A 12,764-nucleotide genomic window follows, 5' to 3' on the forward strand; every position below is an offset into this window, starting at 1 on the left:
CACGCAGACGGGCGGGTGAGGTCGTGTTCGGCTCCGGCACCAGCTCGCGCCGCCCCGACGGCGGCTTCGCGGTCGCCGTCCACCAGCTTCCGCACCCCCGCCTGCTCATCGAGATCTCCTGCATCGCCCCCCCTGCCGCAAAGGAGCCGGCCATGATGCCCCCCTTCAACCTCCAGAACTGGATCGACGAGCGCACCTGCCCGCACTGCGGCGCCGAGCACCCCGGCAAGGACTGGCCCGACGAGTTGCGGCCGGTGGCCCGGTGACTGGTCCGGTGCCGGTGATCGACGTCCACACGCACGTCTTCCCGCGGATCTCCCGCGAGGAGGCCAGGACGCTCGCCGGAGCGGGCGAGCCCTGGCTGCGCGACGACATGATGATGAGCGGCGAGGACGACTACCGCCCCGTCACGCCGGAGCTGTGGGACGCCGGGGCCCGCGTGGCCGCCATGGACAAAACCGGCGTGGACGTGCAGGTGGTCTCCTCGACGCCGCTGCTGTTCGGCTACGCCGCCGACGCATCCCGCGCGGCCGAGTGGTGCGCCATGGTCAACGACCGCATCCTGGCCTACTGCGCGCAGGCCCCCGACCGGCTGCTGCCGCTGTGCCAGGTGCCGTTGCAGGACGCGGACCTGGCCGCCAGAACCGTCACCGAGGCCAAGGCCGCCGGGCACCGCGGCGTGCACATCGGCAACCACGTCGGCCCGCGCAACCTGGACGACCCCGACATCGTGGCGTTCCTCGCGCACTGCGCCGAGCAGGACATGCCGGTGCTCGTGCACCCCTGGGACATGCTGGGCGCCGACCGCATGGCCGGCCACATGCTGCCGTGGCTGGTCGGCATGGCCGCCGAGACGCAGCTGGGCATCCTGTCACTGATGCTCTCCGGCGCGTTCGAACGGCTGCCGCGCTCGTTGCGGCTGTGCTTCTGCCACGGCGGGGGCAGCTTCGCCTTCCTGCTCGGACGCGCCGACAACGCCTGGCACAACCGCGACCTCGTCCGCGCGCACTCGCCCCGGCCGCCGTCGGCGTACACCGACCGGTTCTTCGTCGACTCGGCCGTGTTCGACCCGCGCGCCCTGCGGCTGCTGGTGGAGGTGATGGGGGCCGAGCGGGTGCTGCTGGGCACCGATTTCCCGTTCCCGCTGGGCGAGCTGGAGCCCGGCGCGGTCGTCAAAGCCTGCCCCGAACTGGACGACGCCGCCCGCGCCGCCGTCCTCGGCGGCAACGCCACGGCCTTCCTCGGGCTCGCCCGATGACGGTACGACGGCACCGCCCTCGCCCGTGACCACGGGATCGTCGTGGTGACCGTCAACGACCGGCTCGGGCTGCCCGGGCTCCGGTACGGCGACGGCGTGCCCGCCAACCTCGCCCTGCGCGACCAGATCGCCGCCCTGCGGTGGGTGCGACAGAACGTGGCGGCGTTCGGAGGCGATCCCGGCCGGGTCACCCTGGCCGGGCACTCCGCCGGGAGCACCTGCGTGCCGGCCCTCATGACCTGCGCTCCCGGGCTGTTCGCCAGGGCCGCGGCCATGAGCCCCGCACCGTACGGCCTCCTCACCCCCGGCCGCGCCCGCGCCTGGACGGCGGCGGCCGTCGCGGCGCTCGGCGGCCGGAACCCCGCGCAGGTGCCGCTGCTGGTGGCCACGACCGCCGAGGAGACCCGGTTGTTCACCGCCATCGGGCACGACGGCCCGGACACCCAGGAGATCGCCGGCGGCCCCGCCGACGAGATCGTCGCGGCCCACCACGCCCCCGCCCGGCACCTGGTCTGCCGGCACCGCTCGCCCGGCTGGTCAGCTCTGTGGCCTCACGCAGATCCTCAATGCTCTCACCGGCCCGGTAGCGGAGCGCTCATGGTCCGGCATGAGAATCTCGGTGCGCTACGGCTATCGCGGCCCAGTTCCTAGGTACATCACTCCCAGGAAACTCCCGACCTTCTTCCGCCTCGCTGACCTGGGCAAACTCACAAATGTCAGCCAATCGGAACGGAAGCGAAGGACACCGTCATGGCCACCTGGTTCATCACCGGAGCATCCCGCGGGCTCGGCGCCGAGATCGCCCGCACCGCCCACGCCCAGGGCGACGACGTCGTCATCGCGGTCCGCAACCCGGCCCGCGTCCCGGACGACCTCGCCAAGGCCGGCAACGTGCTCACCGTCGCCCTGGACGTCACCGACAGCGCCGCCATCCCGGCCGCCGTCCAGGCCGCCGTGGACCGGTTCGGCCGGATCGACGTGCTCGTCAACAACGCCGGCCGCGGCCTGCTCGGCGCGCTGGAGGAGATCACCGACGCCGAGGCCCGCTCCCTGTTCGACCTCAACGTCTTCGCCCTCATCGACATGACCCGCGCCGTGCTGCCCGTCATGCGCCGCCAGGGCTCCGGCAAGCTCGTGCACATCGGCTCGCGATCGGGCTTCGAGGGCGAGCCCGGGGTCAGCCTGTACTCCGCCTCGAAGTTCGCGGTGGCGGGCATCAGTGAGGCGCTGTCAAAGGAACTGGCGCCGTTCGGCATCCAGTCGATGGTGGTGGAGCCGGGCGTGCTGCGTACCGACTTCCTGGACGCCAGTTCCCTGTCGGTGGCCGCGCACCGGATCGCCGACTACGACGGCACGCCCGCGCACGTCACCCTCGACTGGGCCGGCACCGCCAACCACGCCCAGCTCGGCGACCCGGTCAAGGGCGCGGCCCTGATCTACGAGGTCACCCGCCAGGACAGCCTGCCCACGCACCTGTATCTGGGACCGGACACCCTGGAGCGGCTCCAGGTCAAGCTCGACCAGATCGAGCAGGACGTGGCCCCCTGGCGCGAGAAGTCCGCCGCCACCGCCCACGACGACGCAGCCTGACCGGGACAGGACATGAGCAGGGACTACGACACCTGGTTCGTCACGGGCTGCTCGACCGGGTTCGGACGCAGCCTGGCCGAGCACCTTCTCGACACCGGTCACCGCGTGGCGGTGACCGCCCGGGACACCGGCCGGATCAGCGATCTGAGCGAGCGCGGCGACGCCCTCATCCTGCCCCTCGACGTCACCGACCCCGGCAGCGTGCAGGCCGCCGTCGAGCGGGCCGAGGAGCATTTCGGCGGGATCGACGTGCTGGTCAACAACGCCGGCATCGGCTACTTCGCCGCCGTCGAGGAGAGTGAGGAAGCCGCCGTGCGGCGGCTGTTCGAGGTCAACTTCCACGGCGTCTCCCGGACGATCCACGCCGTCCTGCCCGGCATGCGCCGGCGCGGAAAGGGGTTCATCGTCAACCTGACCTCCATCGGCGGGCTGGCCGGGTTCACCGCGGTCGGCTACTACTCGGCCACCAAGTTCGCCGTGGAAGGGCTGTCCGAGAGCCTGCGGCACGAGGTCGAACCCCTGGGCATCAACGTCATGCTCGTCGAGCCCAGCGCCTTCCGCACCGCATGGGCCGGCTCCTCCCAGGAGTCTCCCATCGTCATCGACGACTACGACGCGACCGCCGGCGCGGCCCGGCGCGCGTATCACGCCTCGGTCGGCCGCCAGGCGGGCGATCCTGACCGTGCGGCCCGCGCTGTAGTGGCCGCCGTGCACTCACCCAGGCCACCGCTGCACCTGCTGCTCGGCAACGAGGCGTACGACACGGCGATGGCCAAGCTCTCGGCCCTGCGCGCGGAATTCGAAGCGTGGGAGAGCACCACCCACGCGGCCGACTTCCCCGAAAGCGGCGGACAGGCGTGACCTCGCCGTCCGCGCAGAACTGATCGCACTCATTCTCAGGAGGACTTCGTCATGACCGTACTCACCGGAACCCCGCTCGCCGGCCGCGTCGCCGTGATCACCGGCGCGTCCAGCGGCATCGGCGCCGCCACCGCTCTGCGCCTGGCCGGACTCGGCGCCAAGGTCGCCGTCATGGCCCGGCGCAAGGATCGGCTCGACGACCTGGTCGCCACCGTCCAGGCCGCCGGCGGCACCGCGATCGCCCTTCCCGTGGACGTCACCGGCCGGGAATCCGTCAACGACGCCGCAGCCGAGGTGGCCGAGCGGCTGGGCACCGCCGACCTGGTGGTCAACAACGCCGGTGTCCAGCTCATCTCGCCGATCACCGACCTTCGCCAGGATGATTGGCAGCGCCAGATCGACCTCAACATCACCGGCGTCATGAACGTCATCGGCGCCTTCCTGCCGCACCTGACCGCCGCCGCCGGCTCCGGCCGTCCGGCGGACCTGATCACCACCTCCTCGATCGCGGCCACCCGCATCCTGGAGAAGTTCTCCGTCTACTCCGGCACCAAGGCCTACATCAGCCACCTCACCCGGCTGCTGCGCGTCGAACTCGGTCCGAAGAACATCCGGGTGGCCACGATCGAGCCCGGCATGGTCGACACCGAACTGCCCAGCCACGTCACCGACCCCGACGCCAGCGCCCTCATGGAAGGGCTGCTCACCGAGATCGACCCGCTGCGATCGGCTGACGTGGCCGAGACGGTGGCCTTCATCGCCGCCGCACCCCGCCACGTCAACCTCACCGAGATCACCATCCTGCCCACCGCGCAGGCCGTCTGACCCCGCCTCCCGCCCGGCTCCGTTCGGAGAGCCGGGCCGGCCGGACCAAGGAGCACCTCATGGATCCCGCCGGATTCATCCCCTACCCGCTGGAGCACGTGCACCGGCTCATCGAACCCGGGCCCGTCCTGCTCGTGTCCACCTTCGACGGCCGCCGGGCCAACCTGATGACCAACGGCTTCAACATGCCCGTCTCGCACGAGCCGCCGCTCATCGGCCTCATCGTCGGCCCGTGGGACCACAGTTACGCCGCCCTGCGCGAGCGCGGGCAGTGCGTCCTGGCGATCCCGTCCGTCGACCTGGCCGAGCGGGTGGTCGACGTCGGCAACACCTGCGGCCGCGACACCGACAAGTGGCGGCGCTTCGGCTTCACGCCCGTTCCCGCCGCCACCGTGGAGGCGCCGCTGGTGGCCGAGTGCTTCGCCAACCTCGAGTGCACGGTGGCCGACGACCGGCTCGCCGGCGACCACCACCTGTGGATCCTGCGCGCCGATCGGGCCTGGATCGACCCGGACCGGCGCGGCGCGGGCGAGTTCCACCACCGCGGCGACGGCACCTTCTCCGCCAACGCCGCCACCGTTGACCTGCGCCACCGCATGACCAAGTGGCAGTACCTCACCCAGCCCTGAAGGAGACAACGCCGTGACCCCCACCCTGGACGAACTGCGCCGTCCCGGCCGCCGCATCCTGCTCACCGGAGCCGCCGTCGTCACCATGGACCCGGAGCTGGGCGTCCTGCCCCGGGGCGACCTGCTCATCGACGGCGACCGGATCGCCGCCGTCGGCGCGGACCTGCCGGCAGGCGACGCGCTGGTCATCGACGTCACCGGCGCCGTCCTGGCCCCCGGCTTCGTCGACACCCACCGCCACGCCTGGGAGGCGCAACTGCGCCGCATCATGCCGGACGTCAACGACCTCGGCGAGTACGTCACCTCCACCCTGGCCGGCCTCGCCCCCGCCTACCAGCCGCAGGACATGTACGTCGGCACCCGCCTGGCCGCGCTGACCGCCATCGACAGCGGCATCACCACCATGCTGGACTTCTCCCACAACTCCCGAACCGCCGCCCACTCCGACGCCGCCGTCCGTGCGCTGGCCGACACCGGCATCCGCGGCGTGCACGCCTCCATGCGCCCGCACTTCGGTGACTGGGACGGGCAGTGGCCCGCCGACCTGACCCGCCTGCACGACACCCACATCGCCGGCAACCCCCTGCTCACCCTGCGCCTGGCCGCCCTGGCCACCGACGAGGTCGCCGGCCCCGACCTCGCCTACGGAGAGCATCTCGCCCGCACCGCCCGCGACCTCGGCATCGGCGTCAGCATCGACGCCGTCTTCGGCCCGGCCTCCTCCCAGGCCATCCTCGGCTGGGCCAGGCAGGGCCTGCTCGGCCCGGACGTCTGCCTCATCCACTGCACCGGCCTGACCCCCCAGGCCTGGCAGGCGATGGCCGACACCGGCGCCGGCGTCGCGCTCGCCCCCACCTCCGACGCCCAGATCGGCCTGGAAAGCGCGATCCCCGCCATCGACGAGGCACTCGCCGCCGGCATCCGCCCCGGCCTGAGCATCGACGTCGAAGTCGCCCTCGCCAGCGACATGTTCACCCAGATGCGCGCCCTGCACGCCATCCAGCGCATGCGCGCCGCCCACGCCGCCTACGGCACCGGCGAGCAGCCCGCCCGGATCGGCGTGGCCGACGTGCTCGACTTCGCCACCTTGCAGGGCGCCAGGAGCATCGGCCTGGGTGACGTCACCGGCTCCCTCACTCCGGGCAAGCAGGCCGACGTGCTCGTCGTACACGCCGAGGACCTCAACAACATGCCGCTCAACGACCCCATCGGCACCCTCGTCCTCGGCTCTGACGCGCGCAACATCGACGCCGTTTTCATCGCCGGCCGGGTCCGCAAGTGGGCCGGGACCGTCCTGGACGTCGATCCGGCCGCGCTGCGCGAGGACGTGCGCGCCTCCCGCGACCGTGTCCTGCACGCCGCGGGCCACCGGTCATGACCGCCCGCACGATCGTCCTGACCGGCGCGACCAGCGGCATCGGCCTGGCCACCGCCCGGCTGCTCGCCCGCTCCGGTCACCGGCTCATCCTGCATGGTCCCGAGCCCCGCCCGGCCGTCGAGCCCCTGCTGGCGGAGCTGCCCGCACCGGCCCCGATCGACTACGTGCCCGGCGACTTCGGCGACCTCGGCCAGGCCGCCGCGCTCGCCGACCGCGTCGGCGAGCTGACCGGCCACGTCGATGTGCTGATCAACAACGCGGGCCGGCCGGGGCCGCCCGCCCGGTCGCTCAGCCGCGACGGTCACGAGATCACTTTCCAGGTCAACTATCTGGCCGCGGTGCTGCTCACCGAGCGGCTCGCGCCGCTCCTGCGGGGCGGCCGGGTGGTGCACGTGGCCTCGGCGACCCACCTGTCCGCCAGTCTCGACGCCGACGACCTCGGCCTGGAACGCCACCCCTACAGCCCGACCATCGCCTATGCCCGCTCCAAGCTCGCCATGGTGATGCACGCCCTGTGGCAGGCCCGCCACCCCGGCCCGGCGATCGTGGCCATCAGTCCCGGCGTCATCAGCACCGGCCTGTTGCACGCCATGTACGGCGCCGGCGGCGCCCCCACCGGCCACGGCGCCCGCAACGTCGTCCAGGCCGCCACCGCCCCCAGCCTGCCCGCCGGCACCTATCTGGACGACGGCGAGCCCGCCCGGCCGGGCCGCCAGGCCCGCGATCACACCGCGCAGGACGCGCTGCGCCAGGCCACCACCCGCCTGTTGCGTCCCTGGCTCTGACCCTCGGCCCAGCCCGGCGGGCTCGACGATCCCGCCGCCGGCCGCTCCCCACCCTCGCCATCGGCGGCGGCCACCGGCGGGAGGCGCACCCCGCACCCGCGCACCCCACCTGGAGAAGGAACAAACCATGCCACGAACCGTGCCGACCGTCCTGGCGGGTGCGGCCCTGGCCCTCATCATGATCGTCGGTTGCGCCGGCACCGCGGCACCCGCCGGTCCCGGCGTCACCACCCCCGCCATCGCCGTCCCCAGCACCACCGATCAGAACGATACCGGCCAGAGCCGTCCGTTCGAACCGGTCACCATCGCCACCCTGAACACGCCCTGGGCTCTCGCTTTCCTGCCCGACCGCCGCGTCCTGGTCACCGAGAGAGCCGGGAGACTCCTCCTGATCACCACAGGCGGCTTCGTCCAACCGGTCGACGGGATCCCGCCCGTCTCCGCCGGAATCCAGAACGGCCTGCTCGACATCGCCGTCTCGCCCGGCCACGCCACCGACCACCTGCTCTACTTCACCTACTCCGCGCCCGGCCCCGACGGCGGTCTGCGCCTGGCCCGGGCCCGGCTGGACGAGAGCGGCGCCACCGCGCGCCTGACCGCGATCGACATCATCTGGCGGCAGGAGAGGAACAACGGCAGCTTCTGGGGCGGCGTCATCACCTTCTCCCCGGACGGCCGCCACCTGTTCCTGGCCGTCCGTGACTCCGCCCGCAACTCCACCGACCCGTCCGGCGCCCAGGACGGCGACCGTTCCCTGGGCAAGGTGCTGCGCCTCAACTCTGACGGCTCCACCCCCGCCGACAACCCCGACGCCGCCGCGGGCGGCGTGCGCGGCCAGGTCTGGACCAGCGGCCACCGCACCAGCTACGGCCTGGCACACGCCCCGGACGGGAGCCTGTGGCAGAGCGAGATGGGCCCGCAGGGCGGCGACGAGCTCAACCTGCTGCGTCCCGGCGGCATGGCCTTCTCCTACGGGGACGCCTTCCCCGCCTGGGACGGCTCCCTCCTGCTCGCCGGTCTGGCCTCCGAGTCCCTGGTCCGCGTCACCATCGATGCCGCAGGCCGCGCCCGCGAAGCCGAACGCTGGGACATGGGCAGCCGCACCCGGGACGTCGCCGTGGCCGACGACGGCACCGTCTGGTACGTCGAGGACGCCGCCCCCGGCCGTCTCATCCGCCTTGTGCCCCACCAGTGACGACCCTTCGAGGAAACCCCGCCGATGAGCCACCGAAGCATCGAGATCGTGGTCGTCGTGGTGACGGCCGTGCTGGCCCTGACCTGGCTCGCCAGGAGATTCCGGCTCAGCGAGCCCATGCTGCTGCTGGCCGGCGGGGCCCTGATCGGGCTGCTGCCCCGCTTCGGCGACATCCCGCTGCCGCCCGAGGTCGTGCTGTTCCTCTTCCTGCCGGCTCTGCTGTACTACGAGTCCCTGACGACCTCGCTACGCGAGATCCGGGCCAACCTGCGCTCCATCACCCTGCAAGCCACCGGCCTGGTCGTGCTCACCACGGCGGCGGTAGCGGTCCTGGCCCACGCGGCCGGGCTGTCCTGGCCCCTGGCTTTCGTGCTGGGCGCCGTGCTCGGCCCCACCGACGCGGTGGCCGTGGCCGCGGTGGCCGGCGGCCTGCCCCGCCGTACCGTCACCATGCTGCGCGCCGAATCCCTGATCAACGACGCCACCGCGCTGGTGCTGCTCGCGGTCGCGCTCGAAGCGGCCGTGGAGGGCGTGCCATTCTCCTGGAGCGGCACCACGCTGCGCGTCACCCTCTCCTACGCCGGCGGCATCGCCACCGGGCTCGCCGCCGCCGGGATCATCGTCCTCATCCGCCGCCGCTGGCGCGACCCCATGCTCAACAGCGGCCTGAGCGTCCTGACCCCCTACGCCGCCTTCCTGCCCGCCGAACTGCTGCACGCCTCCGGCGTCCTGGCGGTCGTCACCTGCGGCCTGGCCCTCAGCCAGGCCGGCCCCCGGCTCATCCCGCCGACCGCCCGTCTGCAGGCCGTCTCCTTCTGGGAGGTCACCACGTTCCTGCTCAACGGAGCACTGTTCGTCCTGGTCGGTATGCAGCTCCCGGCCGCGGTGCGCGGCCTGGCGTCCTTCGCGTTGCCGCACGCGCTGCTGCTCGCGTCGGGGGTGAGCGCTGTCGTCATCGGCGTGCGCCTGCTGTGGTTCTACACCGTCCCCTACCTGGTGCGGCTCCTTGACCGGCGGCCCGGCCAGCGCGACCGGCGCATCGCGGCCCGGCACCGGCTGCCGCTCGCCTGGGCCGGCATGCGCGGCGCCATCTCCCTGGCCGCGGCCCTGTCCGTGCCCGCCCTGACCGCGCAGGGGCTGCCCGTCCACGATCGCGACGTCATCGTGTTCATCACCACCGTCGTCATCCTGATCAGCCTGGTCCTGCTCGGACCGCCGCTGCCCGCCCTCATCCGCTGGGCCCGCCTGCCCGCCGACCCCACCCAGGCCGAGGAGGAGCGCCTGGCCGTACGTGAGATCACCCGCGCCGCCCTGACCGCCCTCCCCGAGCAGGCCGCCCGCCTCGGCACCCCCGCGCCCGTCGCCGACGCGCTCGCCCGCGAGCTCGCGGATTCCGGACGCCACGGCCAGGCGGAGACGGCCGAGCATGCCCGGCGGCTGCGCCTGGCCCTGCTCCAAGTACAGCGCGCCACCCTGATCCGGCTCCGCGACCACCGGCACATCGACGACATCGTCCTGCGCCACCTGCAGGCCCGGCTGGACGCCGAACAACTCCGCCTCGACGAAGACCAGGACAACGCTCGAGCCGCGCCGGCCGAGGTGCGCGACGGCAGCGTCACTCACGGGTCCGCAGCAGCGACACCAGAGCGGGACGCGGAGCGGCACGGGTCGTGAGCACGTTCGTCACCCCGGTCGCCAGCAGCACGCCTGCCAGCACGCCGCCCGCGAGCGGTCGGGGAACAGCCACCGTCGCAACCCCGGTGACGCCGCTCGTGACGGCCAGCGCCGCCGTGAGCGTCCCAGTGGCGGCCAAGCAACCCAGCAACAGCCCGGCCACGGCCACCGCCCAGCTCTCCATCAGTGCCATCCGGACGACCTGGCGCCGTGTCAGACCGGCCGCCCGCGCCGCCGCGAACTCGCTCCGCCGCTCCGACCCGGCGATCACCACGGAATTGATGATGCCGATGAACGCGTACAAACCGCCCAGCCCGAGCACGACCAGCGGCGTGGAGGTGCTCATGGTGGTTGCGGACGCGAGATGCCCTCAGCGCACGAGTGCTTGAGCGATCTCGATGGTCCTGCGCGTCTGGAATTCCATCGCCGAGAGCTGGATCTCACCGGGCGGAATCTCGCCATTCTGGGAGACGTGGCTGGTGCCGTACGGGTTACCGGCCTGGAACTGGACGGGGTCGGCGTAGCCTGGCGGAACGATGACGCAGCCCCAGTGGTAGAACGTGTTGTTCATGGCGAGAATGGTGCTCTCCTGGCCGCCGTGCGCCGTGGCGCTGGCGGTGAAGGACGAGCAGACCTTGTTCACCAGCCGCCCCTGACTCCACAGCGGGCCGGTGGTGTCGATGAACTGCTTCATCTGCGCGGCCGGCAGGCCGTAGCGCGTCGGCGCACCGAGGAGGACCACGTCCGCCCACTCCAGATCGTTCAAGGCCGCGGTCACGATGTGCTGGGTGGCCATGGCGTGGTCGGACCATCCCTGGTTGGTGGCGATCGCCTCCTCGGGGGCCAGCTCGGCCACCTTTCGCAGCCGGACGTCGGCCCCGGCCTTCTCTGCGGCGGTGGCGGCGGCCTTGGCAAGCTGGAAGACGGTTCCTGTAGCGGAATAGTAGATGACAGCCACGTTGATGGTTCTGTCCATGGTGATGGGGACTCCTCGCTCGTCCTGCGGCTTCGAGTACTGCGCTGCCGCGTGCGTCCATCAAGCATGGCGATGCCGCCTCGTCTTCGGCCTCGGCGACAATTGCTTAACCGGGTTCGGCCGCACCGCTCGGCGCGGCCCGGCTGGATCCTGCGGAGGGGACAGCCGTGGCCGGCTCACTGCGGGAAGGGGTGACCTTTGAAGTGACAACCTTCAGCATCGGACCCTACGTCACCCCAGGTCAGGAATGGGTTCGTTGATACAGCTCGTTAGCTGCCGGGATTCTCCGCCGGCTCGGCTCGGGTGATGAGTCGGGGGCGAGGCGAGTGGCGGCATCGATACGGCCGTGCTTCCGGGGGCCCAGGTCAGGGACCGATGGTGCGAGAGCAGACGTAGCGGTGATGCGGCCCTCCCCGGTGGTCGATCCGCATAGGCCGCCAGGCGCCGGTCCTTTGGCCAGAAGAGGCCGAGGACGCTGACCACGCCCCCGACGCCGGGATGCGGTCCTGGTCATATTCGGCCGGAAATCTCGCGAAGCCTCCGAGCGCCTGGTATGCGGGCCATGGAGGGCGTCGGGATCATGGCGGGAGAGCATCGAGCGAGCCCGGCTCGATCTGGACGAACCAGCTGATAGTAATCCAGAATGCGCGCAGTGTAACGGCTTGTGGGCGCCGGAGGATTTGTCCGCCGCACAAGTTGACCGGTATTGCCGGTTCGTGGCGGACCCGACGCCGGAAGAACTGGAGCGGTTTCCTCTTCCTGGACGCCGCCGCGCTGAAGGAAGCGCGGGACAAACGGCGCTCGCACAACCGCCTGGGCTGATCCCCCCAGTGGGGCACGGGGCGCATGCTCGGCACGTTCCTGACCGACTCCGGGCCGGCCGACGTGCCGCGGGTGGTGGTGGAGTACGTGGCCGAGCCGTTGGGGATCTCCGACGTCTCGGTGGCGAAGTCGTACGGCGACCGCCCGCAGACGCCGTACGAGCATGCCTCCAAGATCGGGACCATGCTCTGCTATCGCGAGCTCTCAGCCGCAGAGGAGAAGGTGGCGACGTTCATCACCTCTCGGGTGCGCAAGAGCCGGGACTCGCGCCGGGAGCTGTTCGACCGGGCGGTGCTGTGGCTGATCATCAACCGGGTGCTGCTGCCTGGCATCACCACCTTGTCCCAGCTGGACACCGAGGTGCGCCGGGCCGAACTGGAGGCGACCCTGCAGGTGCCGGATGGCAGGAAGGTCTCCACTCTGGAGTGGATGCGTACGGCGGTGACCAGGCTGTCGGGCACCGGGACGGAGCAGGCGCTGGATCGCACCTCGTACGTGCTGGGGCTGGGCACCGGGCGGTGGACCGCACCGGGTGGCGCCGGTGAAGCCGGCCGAGCTGCGGCTCGGGACGGTGCCGGTCGGCGATCCGCCACATCCGGGCCGTGCCGTCGCGTCCCGCCGTGGCCAGCAATCGTGCGGGCCCGGTGGAGCGGCGAGTGCTGATCCCCGATGACCGGGGCCCGGAGGACCGCCAGGTCCTCCGGGCCCCTCATCGGCGCCAGCGGTCATCTGTTGTTGTTGCCGCACCAGTCGACCCAGACGTGGCCGCTA

General features: G+C 71.9%; 12 protein-coding genes and 2 pseudogenes. 12 read left to right on the top strand and 2 right to left on the bottom strand.

Features of this window, described 5'->3' with window-relative positions:
* Positions 1–23: 23 nt before the first annotated feature.
* The 11 genes and pseudogenes from HCN51_RS58635 to HCN51_RS51205 all read left to right on the top strand — a co-directional run bounded on the left by HCN51_RS58635 (position 24) and on the right by HCN51_RS51205 (position 10,195).
* Positions 24–266 (top strand): hypothetical protein, encoded by a 243-nt coding sequence (locus HCN51_RS58635; protein ID WP_206068881.1) that lies wholly within the window; start codon positions 24–26, stop codon positions 264–266.
* Positions 263–1,258 carry an amidohydrolase family protein gene (locus HCN51_RS51160; protein ID WP_346434105.1) on the top strand — a complete coding sequence of 332 codons (996 nt, stop codon included), beginning with the start codon at positions 263–265 and terminating at the stop codon, positions 1,256–1,258. Before HCN51_RS58635 ends, HCN51_RS51160 begins: the two co-directional genes overlap by 4 nt.
* A gap of 15 nt (positions 1,259–1,273) precedes the next feature.
* Positions 1,274–1,909: pseudogene (locus HCN51_RS51165) on the top strand (carboxylesterase family protein); the annotation flags it as partial.
* Positions 1,910–2,008: 99 nt separating this feature from the next.
* Complete coding sequence (locus HCN51_RS51170) at positions 2,009–2,848, top strand: SDR family NAD(P)-dependent oxidoreductase (protein WP_168020254.1); 840 nt, start codon at positions 2,009–2,011, stop codon at positions 2,846–2,848.
* Positions 2,849–2,860: 12 nt separating this feature from the next.
* Complete coding sequence (locus HCN51_RS51175) at positions 2,861–3,709, top strand: oxidoreductase (RefSeq protein WP_168020272.1); 849 nt, start codon at positions 2,861–2,863, stop codon at positions 3,707–3,709.
* A gap of 51 nt (positions 3,710–3,760) precedes the next feature.
* A complete protein-coding gene (locus tag HCN51_RS51180; protein ID WP_168020274.1) occupies positions 3,761–4,534 on the top strand; it encodes an SDR family oxidoreductase in 774 nt (257 codons plus the stop codon).
* Positions 4,535–4,593: 59 nt separating this feature from the next.
* Positions 4,594–5,163, top strand: a complete 570-nt coding sequence (locus HCN51_RS51185; protein ID WP_168020276.1) for a flavin reductase family protein — start codon at positions 4,594–4,596, stop codon at positions 5,161–5,163.
* 13 nt (positions 5,164–5,176) lie between these two features.
* Positions 5,177–6,541, top strand: coding sequence for an amidohydrolase family protein (locus HCN51_RS51190; protein ID WP_346434106.1), 1,365 nt, complete (start codon positions 5,177–5,179; stop codon positions 6,539–6,541).
* Positions 6,538–7,326 (top strand): SDR family NAD(P)-dependent oxidoreductase, encoded by a 789-nt coding sequence (locus HCN51_RS51195; protein ID WP_168020287.1) that lies wholly within the window; start codon positions 6,538–6,540, stop codon positions 7,324–7,326. Before HCN51_RS51190 ends, HCN51_RS51195 begins: the two co-directional genes overlap by 4 nt.
* Positions 7,327–7,453: 127 nt before the next feature.
* Positions 7,454–8,521 (top strand): PQQ-dependent sugar dehydrogenase, encoded by a 1,068-nt coding sequence (locus HCN51_RS51200; protein WP_206068882.1) that lies wholly within the window; start codon positions 7,454–7,456, stop codon positions 8,519–8,521.
* A 24-nt stretch (positions 8,522–8,545) separates the two neighbouring features.
* Positions 8,546–10,195, top strand: coding sequence for a Na+/H+ antiporter (locus HCN51_RS51205; RefSeq protein ID WP_168020289.1), 1,650 nt, complete (start codon positions 8,546–8,548; stop codon positions 10,193–10,195).
* On the opposite strand, the gene HCN51_RS51210 is transcribed toward HCN51_RS51205, so the two are convergent.
* Both HCN51_RS51210 and wrbA read right to left on the bottom strand, forming a co-directional pair.
* The gene (locus HCN51_RS51210; protein WP_168020291.1) at positions 10,137–10,541 is read right to left on the bottom strand and encodes an FtsX-like permease family protein; all 405 of its coding nucleotides are present in this window, start codon (positions 10,539–10,541) and stop codon (positions 10,137–10,139) included. The genes HCN51_RS51205 and HCN51_RS51210 overlap by 59 nt on opposite strands.
* A 24-nt stretch (positions 10,542–10,565) precedes the next feature.
* Positions 10,566–11,171, bottom strand: a complete 606-nt coding sequence (gene wrbA, locus HCN51_RS51215) for an NAD(P)H:quinone oxidoreductase (RefSeq protein WP_168020293.1) — start codon at positions 11,169–11,171, stop codon at positions 10,566–10,568.
* An 840-nt stretch (positions 11,172–12,011) separates the two neighbouring features.
* On the opposite strand from wrbA, the pseudogene HCN51_RS51220 reads away from it, so the two are divergent.
* Positions 12,012–12,656 (top strand): annotated as a pseudogene (locus tag HCN51_RS51220) (DUF4158 domain-containing protein); the annotation flags it as partial.
* Positions 12,657–12,764 lie beyond the last annotated feature (108 nt).

The sequence above is a fragment of the Nonomuraea composti genome (genome assembly GCF_012034275.1).
In the GTDB taxonomy this organism is placed as follows: Bacteria; Actinomycetota; Actinomycetes; order Streptosporangiales; family Streptosporangiaceae; genus Nonomuraea; species Nonomuraea composti.